Source organism: Brevibacterium antiquum, from assembly GCF_016107655.1.
GTDB lineage: Bacteria > Actinomycetota > Actinomycetes > Actinomycetales > Brevibacteriaceae > Brevibacterium > Brevibacterium antiquum.
The window spans coordinates 216,504-232,738 of record NZ_JABASX010000003.1 but is presented as its reverse complement, the minus strand read 5'-3'; the positions used below and the strand labels follow the sequence as shown (position 1 = coordinate 232,738).

Annotated in this window: 16 protein-coding genes; 15 read left to right on the top strand and 1 reads right to left on the bottom strand. The window is 64.0% G+C overall.

Annotated features, from left to right (window positions below):
• Window positions 1-51 precede the first annotated feature (51 nt).
• The 9 genes from efp to pyrF all read left to right on the top strand — a co-directional run bounded on the left by efp (window position 52) and on the right by pyrF (window position 9,740).
• On the top strand, window positions 52-612 hold the full coding sequence (gene efp, locus JFC13_RS06545) for an elongation factor P (RefSeq protein ID WP_143921795.1): 561 nt from the start codon (window positions 52-54) through the stop codon (window positions 610-612).
• Window positions 613-1,020 carry a transcription antitermination factor NusB gene (gene nusB, locus JFC13_RS06540; RefSeq protein WP_198396295.1) on the top strand — a complete coding sequence of 136 codons (408 nt, stop codon included), beginning with the start codon at window positions 613-615 and terminating at the stop codon, window positions 1,018-1,020.
• A 110-nt stretch (window positions 1,021-1,130) separates the two neighbouring features.
• Window positions 1,131-1,682, top strand: a complete 552-nt coding sequence (gene pyrR / locus JFC13_RS06535; RefSeq protein ID WP_198396294.1) for a bifunctional pyr operon transcriptional regulator/uracil phosphoribosyltransferase PyrR — start codon at window positions 1,131-1,133, stop codon at window positions 1,680-1,682.
• Window positions 1,679-2,659 (top strand): aspartate carbamoyltransferase catalytic subunit, encoded by a 981-nt coding sequence (locus tag JFC13_RS06530; RefSeq protein ID WP_198396293.1) that lies wholly within the window; start codon window positions 1,679-1,681, stop codon window positions 2,657-2,659. Before pyrR ends, JFC13_RS06530 begins: the two co-directional genes overlap by 4 nt.
• Window positions 2,652-3,971, top strand: coding sequence for a dihydroorotase (locus JFC13_RS06525; protein WP_198396292.1), 1,320 nt, complete (start codon window positions 2,652-2,654; stop codon window positions 3,969-3,971). Before JFC13_RS06530 ends, JFC13_RS06525 begins: the two co-directional genes overlap by 8 nt.
• A complete protein-coding gene (locus JFC13_RS06520; protein WP_198396291.1) occupies window positions 3,956-4,450 on the top strand; it encodes a PH-like domain-containing protein in 495 nt (164 codons plus the stop codon). The genes JFC13_RS06525 and JFC13_RS06520 overlap by 16 nt, the downstream gene beginning before the upstream one ends.
• Entirely contained in the window at window positions 4,447-5,598 is a 1,152-nt protein-coding gene (gene carA, locus JFC13_RS06515) for a glutamine-hydrolyzing carbamoyl-phosphate synthase small subunit (protein ID WP_198396290.1), read from the top strand. The genes JFC13_RS06520 and carA overlap by 4 nt, the downstream gene beginning before the upstream one ends.
• 9 nt (window positions 5,599-5,607) lie before the next feature.
• A complete protein-coding gene (carB, locus tag JFC13_RS06510) occupies window positions 5,608-8,883 on the top strand; it encodes a carbamoyl-phosphate synthase large subunit (protein ID WP_198396289.1) in 3,276 nt (1,091 codons plus the stop codon).
• A complete protein-coding gene (pyrF, locus tag JFC13_RS06505) occupies window positions 8,883-9,740 on the top strand; it encodes an orotidine-5'-phosphate decarboxylase (RefSeq protein ID WP_198396476.1) in 858 nt (285 codons plus the stop codon). The genes carB and pyrF overlap by 1 nt, the downstream gene beginning before the upstream one ends.
• A 28-nt stretch (window positions 9,741-9,768) precedes the next feature.
• On the opposite strand, the gene JFC13_RS06500 is transcribed toward pyrF, so the two are convergent.
• The gene (locus JFC13_RS06500) at window positions 9,769-10,299 is read right to left on the bottom strand and encodes a GNAT family N-acetyltransferase (protein WP_198396288.1); all 531 of its coding nucleotides are present in this window, start codon (window positions 10,297-10,299) and stop codon (window positions 9,769-9,771) included.
• A gap of 166 nt (window positions 10,300-10,465) precedes the next feature.
• On the opposite strand from JFC13_RS06500, the gene mihF reads away from it, so the two are divergent.
• Genes mihF through JFC13_RS06470 form a run of 6 tightly spaced genes read left to right on the top strand, consistent with a single transcriptional unit; the run spans window position 10,466 to window position 16,235 of the window.
• Window positions 10,466-10,777 carry an integration host factor, actinobacterial type gene (gene mihF / locus JFC13_RS06495; protein WP_092108101.1) on the top strand — a complete coding sequence of 104 codons (312 nt, stop codon included), beginning with the start codon at window positions 10,466-10,468 and terminating at the stop codon, window positions 10,775-10,777.
• A 19-nt stretch (window positions 10,778-10,796) separates the two neighbouring features.
• Window positions 10,797-11,360 (top strand): guanylate kinase, encoded by a 564-nt coding sequence (gene gmk / locus JFC13_RS06490; RefSeq protein WP_235344366.1) that lies wholly within the window; start codon window positions 10,797-10,799, stop codon window positions 11,358-11,360.
• 12 nt (window positions 11,361-11,372) lie between these two features.
• Entirely contained in the window at window positions 11,373-11,705 is a 333-nt protein-coding gene (gene rpoZ / locus JFC13_RS06485; protein ID WP_198396286.1) for a DNA-directed RNA polymerase subunit omega, read from the top strand.
• On the top strand, window positions 11,702-12,958 hold the full coding sequence (coaBC, locus tag JFC13_RS06480) for a bifunctional phosphopantothenoylcysteine decarboxylase/phosphopantothenate--cysteine ligase CoaBC (RefSeq protein WP_198396285.1): 1,257 nt from the start codon (window positions 11,702-11,704) through the stop codon (window positions 12,956-12,958). Before rpoZ ends, coaBC begins: the two co-directional genes overlap by 4 nt.
• Window positions 12,955-14,157, top strand: a complete 1,203-nt coding sequence (gene metK / locus JFC13_RS06475) for a methionine adenosyltransferase (RefSeq protein WP_332839351.1) — start codon at window positions 12,955-12,957, stop codon at window positions 14,155-14,157. Before coaBC ends, metK begins: the two co-directional genes overlap by 4 nt.
• Window positions 14,157-16,235: a primosomal protein N' family DNA-binding protein gene (locus JFC13_RS06470; RefSeq protein ID WP_198396283.1), complete on the top strand. Its 2,079-nt coding sequence runs from the start codon at window positions 14,157-14,159 to the stop codon at window positions 16,233-16,235. The genes metK and JFC13_RS06470 overlap by 1 nt, the downstream gene beginning before the upstream one ends.

The window sequence follows — 16,235 nt, the reverse complement described above, 5'->3', positions numbered from 1 at the left end:
ACATCAAATCACCTCGCGGTGGCCAAGACTGACACGAAGAAGGACGGATTAGTGGCTTCAACCAACGACCTGAAGAACGGCCTTGTGCTCAATATCGATAAGCAGCTGTGGCAGGTGCTGGAGTTCCAGCACGTCAAGCCCGGCAAGGGTCCGGCTTTCGTCCGCACCAAGCTCAAGAACGTCATCTCCGGCAAGATCATCGACAAGACCTTCAATGCCGGGACCAAGGTCGAGACAGCCAATGTCGACCGTCGCGATATGCAGTACCTCTACCATGACGGCACCGACTACGTCTTCATGGACGCCGAGGACTACGACCAGGTCAGCGTCTCTCCCGACCTCGTCGGCGATGCCGCCAACTACATGCTCGAGAACCAGAACCTGCAGATCTCCTTCCACGAGGGCACCGCGCTCTCCGTGGAGCTGCCGCCTTCGGTCGAGCTGCTGATCACCCACACGGAACCGGGACTGCAGGGCGACCGCTCGACCGGTGGCTCCAAGCCTGCAACGCTGGAGACCGGCTACGACATCCAGGTGCCCCTGTTCCTCGAAGAGGGCACCAAGGTCAAGGTGGACACCCGCAACGGCGACTACCTGGGTCGCGTCAAGTAAGTGTCAGCACGAACGCGGGCCCGCCGTCGGGCCTTGGAACTCATGTTCGAGGCAGGACAGCGTCGCCTCGACACCGATCAGATCGTGACCATGCGGTCCAACGACCCCGACTATCCGATGAAGGCCTATGCGGTGGAGATCGTCGAAGGAGTCACGAGCCATCGTGACGAGATCGACGAGATCATCGCCACCTATGCGGAAGGCTGGACCCTGGAGCGGATGCCGGCCGTCGACCTGGCTCTGCTCCAGATCGGTACCTGGGAGATCCTCTTCAACGATGAGGTGCCTGACAAGGCGGCCATCGACGAAGCCGTCTCGCTGGCCAAGCAGTTCTCAACGGATGACTCACCAGGCTTCATCTCGGGACTGCTCTCACGCGTCCTGGACGTCAAGCCCACCCTGATCTGAGTCCGCGGGTCCGGAATCCGGACCCGCGCACCGACCTCACTCATCCGAGGTCTACAATCGAATCGAACCACTCCTTTAACCACCGTCCGGAGAGGCGGAGAAGGGGAAGCATGACACAGCGAACAGTGCTCGATGCCCCAGATATGAAACGGGCAATGACCCGTATCGCCCACGAGATCATCGAGTCCAACAAAGGCAGCGACGACCTCGTTCTGCTCGGCATCCCACGCCGCGGGGTGCCCTTGGCCACTCGACTGGCCGAACAGATCGCCTCGATCTCCGGGCGTCCGGAGATGGCGAGCGAACTCGTCGGAAGCCTCGACATCACGATGTACCGTGACGATCTGCGCAGCGGCGCCTACCGCGCCCCGGAACCCACCACCATCCCTGCCGAGGGCATCGATGCCAAGACCGTCGTCCTCGTCGACGATGTGCTCTTCTCCGGCCGCACGATCAGAGCCGCACTCGATGCGCTCTCCGATCTGGGTCGTCCGTCCAAGGTCCGGCTCGCCGTTCTCGTCGACCGGGGCCACCGTGACCTGCCGATCCGGGCCGACCACGTCGGCAAGAACCTGCCCACCTCAAGCAGCGAACGCGTCAACGTCTCCCTGGCGGAGATCGACGGCGACGACGGCGTCACGATCTCGGGAGGTCGCGAATGAAGCACCTCCTCGACACCGTCTCGCTGAGCCGCGAAGACGCCATCTCGATCCTCGACATCGCCGAGGAGATGACTCAGGTCTCCGAACGCGAGGTCAAGAAGCTGCCTGTGCTGCGTGGGCGCACCGTGGTCAATCTGTTCTTCGAGGATTCGACGCGCACCCGACTGTCGTTCGAAGCCGCGGCCAAAAGACTCTCGGCCGACGTCCTCAACTTCTCCGCCAAAGGCTCGTCCGTGTCCAAGGGCGAAAGCCTGCAGGACACCATCCAGACCATTTCGGCCATGGGCGCCGATGCGCTTGTCGTTCGGCATCCCGGATCGGGCACCCCGCATCGCCTGGCCCACACCGGCTGGATCGACGTCCCCGTCGTCAATGCCGGCGACGGCACTCACGAACACCCCACACAGGCGCTGCTCGATGCCTTCACCCTGCGTCGTGCCCTCGGCGGATTCTCCGCTTCAGGGGCCGTCAAGGACGGGCCACGGGGTCGAGGGCTCGACGGCGCAAAAGTCGCCATCGTCGGAGACGTCCTGCACTCCCGTGTAGCCCGGTCGAACGTCCACCTGCTGGCCAACCTCGGCGCCGAAGTTCACCTCGTCGCACCCCCGACGCTGCTTCCATGGGGCGTTGAGACCTGGCCTGTGACTCTGCACTACGACCTCGACGAGGCGCTGCACTCCGAGGAGTTCGCGGCCGTGATGATGCTGCGCGTCCAGCACGAGCGCATGCACGAATCGTTCTTCCCCAACGAACGCGAATACGCACGACTGTGGGGACTCTCCGCAGCCCGGCTGGCCGGACTGCCCAAGGAGACTTTCATCATGCACCCGGGGCCGATGAACCGCGGCTTCGAGATCTCAGCGGCAGCCGCCGACTCACCGCGCGCCCTCATCCTCGACCAGGTCGAAAACGGAGTGAGCGTGCGAATGGCGGTCCTGTACCGCCTCTTGACAGGTCAGGAGGAGACCAATGACTGATTATCTGATCCGCGGTGCGAACGTGCTGGGCCAGGGAATCGCCGATATTGCGATCAAGGATTCGACGATCGTCGACCCCGATCTGCTCGACGCCGACGGCAGCGATGTGGAGCTCGTGAACGCCGACGGGCTCATCGCCCTGCCCGGCCTCGTCGACATGCACACACACCTGCGGGAACCGGGCAAAGAAGATGCGGAGACGATCCTGAGCGGGTCGCGCGCGGCCGCCTCGGGCGGCTTCACCTGCGTTCATGCGATGGCGAACACCGCTCCCGTCGCGGACACCGCAGGCGTCGTCGAACAGGTCCACCGCCTCGGTCGGACAGCCGGCTACACCGAGGTCGTGCCCATCGGAGCCGTGACCATCGGCCTGGAGGGAGAGAACCTCGCCGAGATCGGAGCCATGGCCCGCTCTGCGGCTCGAGTTCGGATCTTCTCCGACGACGGCGTCTGCGTCTCAGATCCGCTGCTCATGCGTCGGGCCCTCGAGTACGTCAAGACCTTCGACGGAGTCATCGCCCAGCACGCCCAGGAGCCGCGCCTGACCGAGGGCGCGCAGATGAACGAGGGTGTCGTCTCTGCTGAGCTGGGGCTGCCCGGCTGGCCAGCCGTCGCCGAGGAATCGATCATCGCCCGCGATGTGCTCCTGGCCGAACATGTGGGCTCGCGGCTGCACATCTGCCACGTATCGACCAAGGGCAGCGTCGACATCATCCGCTGGGCGAAGTCCCGCGGAGTCGAGATCACCGCCGAGGTCACTCCGCATCACCTGATGCTCACCGACGAACTCGTCCGCAGCTTCGACCCCGTCTACAAGGTGAACCCGCCGCTGCGGACCGAAGCCGACGTCACCGCACTGCGCGAAGCGCTGGCCGACGGCACGATCGACGTCATCGGCACCGACCACGCTCCGCATACAGCCGAACACAAATGCAGCGAATGGACGGCAGCGGCCATGGGCATGGTCGGCATGGAGACGGCGCTGCCCATCGTCGTCGAGGCGATGGCCGACTACGACTTCGACTACGGCGACCTTGCCCGCGTGATGTCGGCGACACCGGCACGCATCACCGGAGCAACCGGACACGGCAGCCTCGAGATCGGCGCGAGCGCGAATATCGTGCTCATCGACCCGGCCTCGACACACACGATCGTGCCCGATGACCATGCCACGAAGGGACGCAACAACCCCTTTGCCGGACTCGAGGTCTCCACCTCGATCACCGACACCTTCTTCTACGGCCACCGGGTGCTTTCCGGCGGACGACTCAGCACACCCCACCCGGCAGGAGCATCATGGACAGACCAGTGAGCGTCATCATCATCGCAGTCGTCTTCCTCCTCCTGATCCTGGCGATCACCTGGGGCTGGAGCCGACGAAAGAAGAGCCAGACAGTGGTGCCGCAGCCGGCGAAACCACATATGGGAATCAAACCCGTCTCCGATCCCGTCGAGGGATCGTACGTGTCGACGACCTTGGCCGGACATCCGCTCGAACGAGTCGCCGTCCATGGTCTCGGCATCCGCACCACGGGAGAGATCGTCATCACCGACGGGGGCGTGGTCATGGACCTCGCCGGACGTGAGGACTTCCTCATCCCTCGGCGCGATATCGTCTCCGTCGACACCACCGCCGGCATGATCGGCAAATTCGTCGAACGCGGCGGCATCGTGCGCATCACCTGGCGACTGGGGGAGACCCTCGTCGACACCGGCTTCCGCGCGCGCTACGCCGCCAGCACCACCCCCACCGTCGACCGCATCCGCGAAATGATCGAAGAGGCACAATGAGACTGTCCACCACACCTGCCGTCCTCGTCCTCGAAGACGGACGCACCTTCCGCGGTTCCTCCTACGGGGCCGTCGGCGAGACCCTGGGCGAAGCGGTCTTCGTCACCGCAATGTCCGGTTATCAGGAGACCCTGACCGACCCGTCCTATCACCGTCAGATCGTGATCCAGACCGCGCCGCACATCGGCAATACGGGGATCACCGATGATGACGACGAATCGGGCAAGATCTGGGTCGCCGGCTACGTCGTTCGCGACGCTTCCCGCATCTCCTCGAACTGGCGCTCCATCGGAGACCTGTCCACCCGCCTCGAGGAATCGGGCATCGTGGGCATCAGCGACGTCGACACCCGCGCTCTGACACTGCACCTGCGCGAGGCTGGAGCCATGCGCATGGGCATCTTCTCCGGCCCTGCTGCCGAGGCCGACGACAAGGAGCTGCTGGCCAAGGTCCAGGCCTCACCGCGCATGGCCGGAGCGAAACTGGCCGAACAGGTCTCGATCACGCAGCCTCAGCTCATCCCCGCAGTGGGCGAGAAGAAGTTCAGCGTCGCAGCCCTGGACCTGGGCATCAAGTCGATGACACCTCAACGACTGAGCGAACGCGGCATCGACGTGCACCTCCTGCCCGCGACGACGAACTTTGCGGAGATCCAGGCGCTGGGAGTCGACGGCGTCTTCTTCTCCAACGGGCCCGGTGACCCGGCGACCGCCGATGCTCAGGTCGACCTCCTCCGCGAGGTCCTCGGCGCGAAGATCCCGTTCTTCGGCATCTGCTTCGGCAACCAGCTGCTGGGCCGAGCGCTGGGCTTCGGCACATACAAACTCCCCTTCGGCCATCGCGGCATCAACGTCCCCGTCATGGACCGCACCACAGACAAAGTCGAGATCACCTCGCAGAACCACGGCTTCGCTGTCGACGCTCCTTTGGACGGTGAGACACAGGCACCGCATGATGAGAGTTTCGGCCGTGTCGCCGTCTCCCACGTGTGCCTCAACGATGACGTGGTCGAAGGACTCCAATGCCTCGACCTTCCCGCGTTCTCCGTCCAATTCCATCCGGAGGCCGCAGCCGGCCCCCACGATTCGAGCTACCTGTTCGATCGCTTCATCGACCTCATGTCCGCTTCCCAGGTCGCACAGGCCTAAGGAGAACTCATGCCACTCAGACAAGATCTCTCATCCGTTCTCGTCATCGGCTCCGGCCCCATCGTGATCGGGCAGGCCTGCGAATTCGACTACTCGGGCACCCAGGCATGCCGTGTCCTGCGGGATGAAGGCCTGCGCGTCATCCTCATCAACTCCAATCCCGCGACGATCATGACCGACCCCGACGTCGCCGATGCCACCTACGTCGAGCCGATCGATCCCGACATCATCGAATCGATCATCGACAAGGAACGCCCCGACGCGATCCTGCCGACCCTGGGCGGACAGACAGCGCTGAATGCGGCGATCGCACTGCACGATGCCGGCATCCTCGAGAAGTACGGGGTCGAACTCATCGGCGCCGACGTCGACGCCATCCAGCGCGGCGAGGACCGGCAGAAGTTCAAGACCATCGTTGAGGAATGCGGCGCCGAGTCGGCGAAATCCGTCATCTGCCACACCATCGACGAGGCACTGGCCGGGGCCGAAGAGCTCAACTATCCCGTCGTCGTGCGACCCTCGTTCACGATGGGCGGACTGGGTTCCGGCATGGCCTATGACGAGAACGACCTCCGGCGCATCGCCGGCGCCGGCTTGGGTGACTCCATCACCCACGAGGTGCTCCTCGAGGAGTCGATCCTCGGCTGGAAGGAATACGAACTCGAACTCATGCGCGACCACAAGGACAACGTGGTCGTCATCTGCTCGATCGAGAACGTCGACCCCGTCGGCGTCCACACCGGCGACTCGATCACGGTGGCCCCATCGCTGACCCTGACCGACCGCGAATACCAGAAGATGCGCGACATCGGCATCGACGTCATCCGCGCCGTCGGAGTCGCCACCGGCGGCTGCAACATCCAGTACGCAGTGGATCCTGCGACCGGCCGCATCGTCGTCATCGAAATGAATCCCAGAGTCTCACGGTCCTCGGCACTGGCATCGAAGGCCACAGGCTTCCCGATCGCCAAGATGGCCGCCAAGCTGGCCGTGGGCTACTCGCTCGACGAGATCCCCAACGACATCACGAAGGTCACACCGGCCAGCTTCGAACCGACACTCGACTACGTCGTGGTCAAGATCCCACGGTTTACGTTCGAGAAGTTCCCCGCAGCGGATCCGACGCTGACCACGACCATGAAGTCCGTGGGCGAGGTCATGTCCCTGGGCCGCAACTTCACCACCGCACTGCAGAAGGCCATGCGGTCGATGGAGCAGCGCGATGCCTCGTTCTCCTGGTCCGATCTTCCCGACATCAGCGACGAGGATGTCAGAGAATCCGTCCTTGAGTCGATCTCGCACGCGACAGCCGACCGCATCCATTCCGTTCAGCGCGGATTGGCCGCTGGCCTGAGCAATGCCGAGGTATTCGAGGCCTGCGAGATCGATCCCTGGTTCCTCGACCAGATCGAACTGATCAATGAGGTCGCCGAGTTCATCTCCTCGGCCGAGGAACTCGACGCCCAGGTGCTGCAGGTTGCGAAGAACCACGGCTTCTCCGATGAGCAGATCGCGTCGCTGCGCAGCATGGATACCGGTGTCGTCACCGGTGTCCGGCATGCCCTGCGGATCCGCCCCGTGTTCAAGACCGTCGACACCTGCGCCGGTGAGTTCGCCGCACACACCCCGTACCACTACTCGAGCTATGACGAAGAGACCGAGGTCGCCCCGCGCGAGAAGCCTGCCGTGATCATCCTCGGTTCGGGACCGAACCGGATCGGCCAGGGCATCGAGTTCGACTACTCATGCGTGCACGCGACGATGGCCATCTCCGAGGCCGGCTTCGAGACCATCATGGTCAACTGCAATCCGGAGACCGTGTCCACGGACTATGACACCGCGGATCGCCTCTACTTCGAACCCCTGACCTTCGAAGACGTGATGGAGGTCTATCACGCCGAGGTGGCCGCCGGTCCCGTGCTCGGCGTCGTCTGCACACTGGGTGGCCAGACCCCGCTGGGCCTGGCCGACAAGCTCAAGGCCGCAGGAGTGCCGGTCCTCGGCACCCAGCCCGAAGCCATCGACCTGGCCGAGGATCGCGGCGAATTCGGCGCCGTCCTCGACCGCGCCGGTCTCACCGCACCGAAGCACGGCACCGCTGTGACCTACGCGGAGGCCGAGACGATCGCGGAGGAGATCGGCTACCCGGTCCTCGTCCGCCCCTCATATGTGCTCGGTGGCCGCGGCATGCAGATCGTCTACGACCGCACTCAGCTCGTGGACTACATGGCCACTGCCACAGAGATCTCCATTGACCGTCCCGTCCTCGTCGACCGCTTCCTCGAGGACGCCATCGAAATCGATGTCGATGCCCTCTACGACGGCACCGACATCTTCATCGGCGGCATCATGGAGCACATCGAGGAAGCCGGAATCCACTCCGGTGACTCCGCCTGCGTGCTGCCCTCGCTGACCCTGGGCGAAGACGTGCTCGACCGTGTCCGCAGCGCCACCGCGGCAATCGCCGAAGGCACGAACGTGCGCGGGCTGCTCAACATCCAGTTCGCCATCACCGCCGACGTCCTCCACGTCATCGAAGCCAACCCCCGTGCCTCCCGGACCGTGCCGTTCGTCTCGAAGGCCACTTCCACACAGCTGGCGAAGGCCGCCGCGCTCATCGCGGTCGGACGCACCATCGCCGATATGCGCGGAGACATGCTCCCGGAGACCGGCGACGGTTCGCGACTGTCCTTGGACCACCCGATCGCGGTCAAGGAAGCGGTCCTGCCGTTCCGTCGATTCAGGACCGTCGAGGGCAAGGTCGTCGATTCGATCCTCGGACCGGAGATGCGCTCGACCGGTGAGGTCATGGGCATCGACCACGACTTCCCGACTGCCTTCGCGAAGGGCCTGCTGGGAGCATCGATCAAGCTTCCGACCTCCGGCACCGTGTTCGTGTCCGTCGCTGACCGGGACAAAAGGGCCATGGTCCTGCCGGTCAAGGAACTCGTCGACATGGGCTTCGACGTGGTCGCCACAACCGGAACGGCCGCAGTTCTGTCCCGGTACGGCATCAAGACCACACAGGTGCACAAGCACTTCGAGGCCGATGCCGAGGATCGCACGATCCTCGACTACCTGGCCGCCGGTACGATCGACATGGTCATCAACGTCCCATCCGGACGCCAGGAACGGGCAGACGGCTACGAGATCCGTGCCTCGGCGACCGCGCACTCCGTGCCGCTGATCACCACACTCGCCGAGTTCGCGGCCGCAGTCACCTCACTCGAGGTCGTTCGTGACAAGACTTTCAAGGTCCGCAGCCTGCAGGACTGGAACGCTTGATGTTCGGCGCCCGCCTCCAGGAGGCCATGGAGGAGCACGGACCACTGTGTGTGGGCATCGACCCCCATGAGCATCTCCTTGAGGCCTGGGGCCTGCCGCGCACAGCGGCAGGGCTGCGGGAATTCTCACTGCGCACGGTGACCGAGCTGGCTGGGAATGTGGCTGCGGTCAAACCGCAGTCAGCCTTCTACGAGCAATACGGTTCGGCCGGAGTCGCTGTTCTCGAAGAGACACTGGCAGCCTGCCGGGAACACGATCTCATCAGTGTCCTCGATATCAAACGCGGGGACATCGGATCGACCATGGGAGCCTACGCACGCGCCTACCTCGACCCCGCCTCGGCGCTGGCCGCCGATTCGATCACTGTGTCTCCGTACCTCGGATTCGGGGCACTGGACCCGGCCTTCGAACTCGCCTTGGCTCATGATCGGGGAGTCTTCGTCCTGGCTCTGACCTCGAACCCGGAAGGCGCAGAGGTCCAGCACGCCCTGAGCGCCGAGGCTGTTCCCGGTTTCGGTGAGTCCGTGGCAGGGTCGATCGTCGGCCAGGTCGCGCAGCGCAACTCGGCTGCCTCCGCACAGGGCCTCGGGCGCTTCGGTCTGGTGGTGGGGGCGACAATCGGTTCCGCGGCACGTGACCTCGGGTTCGACCCGTCTGCATGTGGAGGGCCGATCCTGGCCCCGGGAGTCGGCGCTCAGGGCGCAGGAATCAACGAACTCATCGACGTCTTCGGAGCCGATGCGATCGCTGCCAACCAGATTCTGGCCACGACCTCACGTGCTGTCCTCGGTGCGGGGCCCAACGGGCTCCAAGCCGCAGCGAAGGCACTGAACCTGTCCCTGAAACAGGTGGGCTGAGTCTACATACCTACGGGATTCCCCGGCTTCAGACAGTGCTTCTGCCCAGCAGTGCAGAATACTGTTTGAAGCCGGCTCTCTCGTACATTCTCACGGCGCCTTCGGACGAGTGGGCCGTGATGTAGTCAAGTCCACGTCGGTGAGCATATTCGATGACTTCGGTGACGAGGCGATGACCAATGCCGTTGCCGCGCAGTTGCGGGACGACAAAGCACGATTGGATATCACCGCTGGCTCGATCTGGATTCAGGGGCGCCAGTACCCGCGGCAGTATCGCTAACCATGCCATGCCGACCGGTTCGTCTCTGAGGACAGCCACGAAAGGGATGTGTGAGTCCGAGTGACGGTGCGACCAGTCAGCAGTTGCTGCTGTAAATTCCTCGAGTGGGGGAAGTTCGCTGCGCTCATGCTGTTCAAGGGCCCACCGCCAACGCAGCTCGGCTAAGCCGGGCAGGTCCCGCTCGTGGGCCAAACGGACGCCGACATCGGTGGCCGCCGGTTCCGGGGCACGGCCACCTTCGTGAGCTGCGCCCTGGGATGCTGCTGTGCCTCGCGCCATGCGCTTATCCAACCACTGGTGATATCCCGGGTCAATAGGGTACTGAAAACGACGTGTTCTGCAGACACTTGAGTTTTCTTTTGCGCTTTATGCCTCTCACGAGGGTTTTTGTTTTAGACTGAAGCAACTTCCCTACCTGCCCGTTCATGGTGACAGAGGAGATAATGTGGCACTCGAACCTTTGACCCCGCAACAGCGTTCAGCCGCTCTGGACAAGGCCTTCAAAGCGCGTCAGGCGCGGGCCGAGGTCAAGACAGCGCTGAAGAATGGTCAAACCGATCTCGCTGCTGTGCTGAAGAAGGCCGGCGCAGACGAGGCACTCGCGAAGATGCGCGTCGTCGATCTGCTGAGATCGTTGCCCGGAGTCGGCGACCGACGCGCGGAAGCGGCCATGGACGACGTCGGCATCGCATCGTCACGTCGGATCAAGGGCCTGGGCGTACACCAGAAGAATGCCCTGTTGGAGAAATACTCCTGAATGTGTGAACAATAGATCTGTGAATAATCGACTGACCGTCCTCGCGGGACCTACCGCGGTCGGAAAAGGCACCATCAGCGCGTACATCAGAGATCATCATCCCGAGGTCTGGTTCTCCGTCTCCGCCACCACGCGGCCGCGGCGACCCGGCGAAATCGATGGTGTTCATTATCACTTCATCAGCGATGACGAATTCGACTCGCTCATCGCTGCCGGTGAGCTGCTCGAGTACGCCGTCGTCCACGGACGCCACCGCTACGGCACTCCTTCGGCCCAGGTTCAGGAGAAGCTGAGTCAGGGGATACCCTCCCTGCTGGAGATCGATCTGCAGGGAGCACGCCAGGTCAAGGACAAGATGCCCGACGCGCTGTTCGTCTTCCTGTCTCCGCCCAGCTGGGAGGAACTGGTGTCGAGACTCACCGGACGCGGAACGGAAACGGCAGTCGAACAGGAGCGTCGGCTGACCACGGCCAAGCAGGAATTGCAGGCCGAATCCGAGTTCGATGTCACGATCGTCAATGACCACGTTCGCACTGCGGCCGAAGAACTCATATCATTGATGGGTATACCCACTACCGATTAGATTGGACATTCATTGCCTGCACAACCTGAAGGCATCACCAATCCACCGATTGATGATCTGCTGGCCGTGACCAGCTCGAAGTACGAACTGGTCTCGATTGCGGCTCAGCGAGCCCGCCAGATCAACTCCTACTACGCCCAGCTCCAAGAGGGCCTGCTCGAGAACGTCGGTCCGCTGGTGACCCCGGGTACCCACGAGAAGCCGCTCTCGATCGCGCTCCGCGAGATCAACGAAGGCAAGATCGTGGCCCGCGAAGTCACCGAAGCCGACTTCGGTGCGCTCAGCCAAGAGCCTGTGCAGCCCGCTGCCAGCAACGACGGCGCACTGGACTTCAGCGACCAGTGAGAACCGTACTCGGCGTCGCCGGTGGAATCGCCGCTTACAAGGCGTGCCATGTCATTCGGCGACTCCGGGAACTCGGGCACAGCGTCAAGGTCGTGCCCACCGCCAGCGCTCTGAACTTCGTCGGTGCGGCCACCTTCGAAGCTCTGTCCTCACAGACCGTGACCACCGATGTCTTCGACGAGGTCGAATCGGTCAACCATGTCCGCATCGGGCAGGACGCCGAACTCGTCATCATCGCGCCGGCCACCGCCAATACTCTGGCCAAGCTGGCCGCAGGCATCGCCGATGACCTGCTGACCGCCACGGTCCTCACGACGACCGCCGAAGTGGTCGTCGCCCCCGCCATGCACACCGAGATGTGGCAGAACCCCGCCACCGTCGCGAACATCGCGACCTTGAAGCAGCGGGGCATCCATGTCCTCGAACCCGCAGTGGGGCGTCTCACCGGCCCGGACTCCGGTCCCGGTCGTCTGCCCGAACCCGACACGATCGTCGACTTCGCCCTGGCAGCTGCCCGATCAGCGCAGACCGATCCAGTGCTGAAGACAGTCGGGCTGCTGAACAACAGGCGCGTCGTCATCAGTGCCGGCGGGACCAGGGAACCGCTCGATCCTGTCCGATTCCTCGGGAACCGCTCCTCAGGCAAGCAGGGCATTGCGCTGGCACGTGCCGCTGCCGCCGCCGGAGCCCACGTCGACCTGGTCGCTGCCAACATCGACTCGGGTCTGCTGTCCGCACTGCCCGACAGTGTCGCGATCACCGCGGTCGAGTCCACGCTCGAGCTTCAGGCCCAGATGCAGGCTGCTCAGGCTGATGCTGATGCCATCATCATGGCCGCCGCCGTGGCCGACTACCGCCCAGCCGAGCGCACCGAATCGAAGATGAAGAAGTCGGGTGATGAGGGAATGACTCTGAACTTGGTGCAGAACCCGGATGTGCTCGTGGGACTCGTCGAATCACGTCGCGAACACCAGCTCATCATCGGATTCGCCGCCGAGACCGGAGATTCTCATCACAGCGCACTCGACTATGCGAAGGCGAAGTTCCGTCGCAAGGGCGTCGACCTTCTCGTCTTCAACAATGTCTCGGACGACAGGGCCTTCGGCCACGACGACAATGCCGTCCAGATCCTGAGCGTCGACGGTGACGAAGTCGTCGCCAGCCCAGAACTCACCGGCAGCAAGGACGATGTTTCGGAAAAGGTCGTCGAGGCTCTCGTCAGCCGTTTGGAATGCGTAGAATCGACGGCGTGAGTCAATCAAATCTGCGCTTCTTCTCGTCCGAATCCGTCACCGAGGGTCATCCCGACAAGATCTGTGACCAGATCAGTGATGCCGTCCTCGACGATCTGCTGAGTCAGGACCCGAACGCCAAGGTCGCCGTCGAGACAATGGTCACCACCGGTCTCGTCCACGTCGCCGGCGAGGTCAATACCGCAGCCTATGCCGACGTCGCCGGCATCGTGCGCCGGCTCATCACCGGAATCGGCTATGACTCCTCCGACACCGGATTCGACGGTCACTCCTGCGGCGTCTCCGTGTCCATCGGCAGTCAGTCCACCGACATCCATTCCGGAGTGACGAACCCACTGGACTTCCGCGAAGCCGTGGAATCCGACCACGGTTCGAGCCTCGGCGCCGGCGACCAGGGCCTCATGTTCGGCTATGCCGACAACGCCACCGACGTCCTCATGCCCGTACCCATCCATCTCGCCTCACGCATGGCGGAGAAGCTCTCCGAGGTGCGCAAGACCGGTGCACTGGACTATCTGCGTCCTGACGGCAAAACCCAGCTGACACTGGGCTACGACGGCAACGAAGCCGTGTCGATCGAGAACATCGTCGTCTCGACTCAGCATGCAGGCCACGTCGATCAGGCACAGCTTCACGCCGAGATCAAAGACTTCGTCATCGATCCGGTCATCGCAGGCTCCGGTCTCGATGACAGCCATGCGAACATCCACATCAACCCGGCCGGCCCCTTCGTCACTGGCGGGCCGATGGGCGACGCGGGGCTGACAGGCCGCAAGATCATCGTCGACACGTATGGCGGATACTCGCGTCACGGCGGAGGCGCCTTCTCCGGCAAGGACCCCTCGAAGGTCGACCGCTCAGCTGCGTACGCCATGCGCTGGGTCGCGAAGAACGTTGTGGCCGCCGGACTCGCCGACCGCGCCGAGGTGCAGGTCTCCTATGCGATCGGCCGTGTCGACCCGATGGGCCTCTACGTCGAAACATTCGGCACCGAGAAGGTCGACCCGCACGCGATCTCGCGGGCCATTCGCGAAGTCTTCGACCTGCGACCTGCCATGATCATCCAGGAACTCGATCTCCTGCGCCCGATCTACTCTCAGACATCGACATACGGCCACTTCGGCCGTGAGCTCCCCGACTTCACCTGGGAGGTCACGGACCGCGCCGACGATCTGCTGCGCGCAGTCTCCTCGGCTTGATGGACGAACCTCTTCCGATCGACACCGGCACCTCAGCCGTCGGGCAGGTGCCGCTGGCAGCGGAAGACCCCGTCGCCCATGTGCTCATCGATCACCCGGTGCCGCACCTGGCCCGTGCCTTCGACTACGCGGTTCCGGAGAAGTTCGCCGACACGGCCCGCCCGGGTGTGCGAGTCAGGGTCAGATTCGCCGGAAGACTGCGCGACGGCTTCCTCCTCGAACGGGTCGAGAAGTCCGACCACATCGGCCCACTCGCTACGATCGAGCGCATCACCAGTCCCGTCGTGGTGCTCACCCCCGGACTGATGAGCCTCGCTTCTGCCACTGCCCGCCGGTACGCGGGAACCCTCTCCGATGTTCTGCGTCTGGCGATCCCGCCGCGCCACGCACGCGCCGAGAAGGCTGTGCTCAAGGCCGAGAAGACGCTTCAACACAACGAGGGCAGCTCTGGGGCACCGTCCGACTCCGACAACGCAAGCACGGTCTCCGCGTCCTCGACTGCCGATCAAGGGCCTGCCGAGAACACGATCGACCGCCTCGGCGCATGGGTGGTCCGCGAGTCTTCGCACGAGCGAGAAGACGACTTCCCAGCCGCTGAGCATCCGCGGATGGCACTGACCTGCGTTCCCGGCCCGACGCCGGGGCTGAGTTGGATCACCGCCGGGCTGGAGGCTGCCCGAGCGACACTGGCTGCAGGGGAGTCGGTGCTGTGGCTGGTGCCCGATCACCGTGAGCTCGCAGTCCTCTCGGCGGCACTTGACGCTAGCCCGGACATCCCCTCCTACTCAGTCCTGAGTGCAGACCAGTCACCGGAGCAGAGGTGGAAAGCCTGGCTGCGCAGCCTGCTGGGGCACACACGAGTGACGATCGGCACCAGAGCGGCCGCCTTCGCTCCGATCGCCGGCCTCGGCCTCATCATCTGCTTCGACGACTCGAACCCGAACTACCTCGACCAGCACGCGCCGTATCCGCACGCCAGAGAAGTGTGCCTGCTGAGATCGACCATCGACGCCACCGGACTGCTGTTCGTCTCCACCGATCGCAGCGCGGAGATTCAGCGTCTGGTCGAGGTGGGGTGGCTTCGTGACGCCACGCCCACCGGCCCCGAGCGCCGTGAGGGCGCGCCACGCGTCTACGTTCCCGACGAGGAGCGTGACCCCTTCGCCTGGCAGCGCATCCCATCACGCGCCTGGCAGCTGATGCGCGGTGCCCTGCGCCCCGGCGCCAAGGACACGAACGCGGTCGGACCCGTCCTCGTCCAGGTCCCGCGTGCCGGGTACTACCCGGTGTTCGCCTGCGCGAGATGCCAAGAGGTCGCTCGCTGCCCTCAATGCTCGGCCACACTGACCACTCAGTCGGAGGTCGGGCCCTTCGCCTGTCGCTCCTGCGGCTACCACTCCGATACGTTCTCCTGCGGGCGCTGCCGCTCGAATCAGGTGCGCTCGATCGTGCGCGGCAGGGGTCGGACAGTCGAGGAGCTGCGCAAGGCCATGCCGGGAATCGAGATCCTCGAATCCGGCGGCGATGACATTCCTGTGGCCATCGACGACAGCCGGCGTATCGTCGTCGCCACCACCGGAGCAGAACCCTATGCTCTCGGTGGCTACGCCTGCGCAATCCTGCTCGACTCGCTGTGGCCAGGGCCGTGGATGCGCTCGACCGATGAAGGAGTCAGCAGACGGCTGCGGGCGGCAGTTCTCGTGAGGTCACGCACAGCTGGGGGAGTCGTCTACCTCGGCGATACCGATGAGACGATCCGGAACACGGTGACCACCTTCGACCCGGTCACCACCATGTCCAGAGCTCTCGGCGATCGTTTGGATCTCGGCTTTCCGCCCTACCGTCGCATTGTCGAACTCACCGGTGCCGGCACCGACATCGACGCCGTCATCGCGGCCGTCCCAGATCTCACCGAACTCATCCGCGACTCCGACGGTGACGAGCAGAAGGCCGTTGCCGCCTATCCGATCGCAGCAGGAGACACGGTCGGCGAAGCACTGGCTCATCAGATCGCCTCCCGGTCTGCCAAGAAGCTTCCCCAGGTGCGCGTCCGCATCGACGATCCGCGGTCGCTGTGA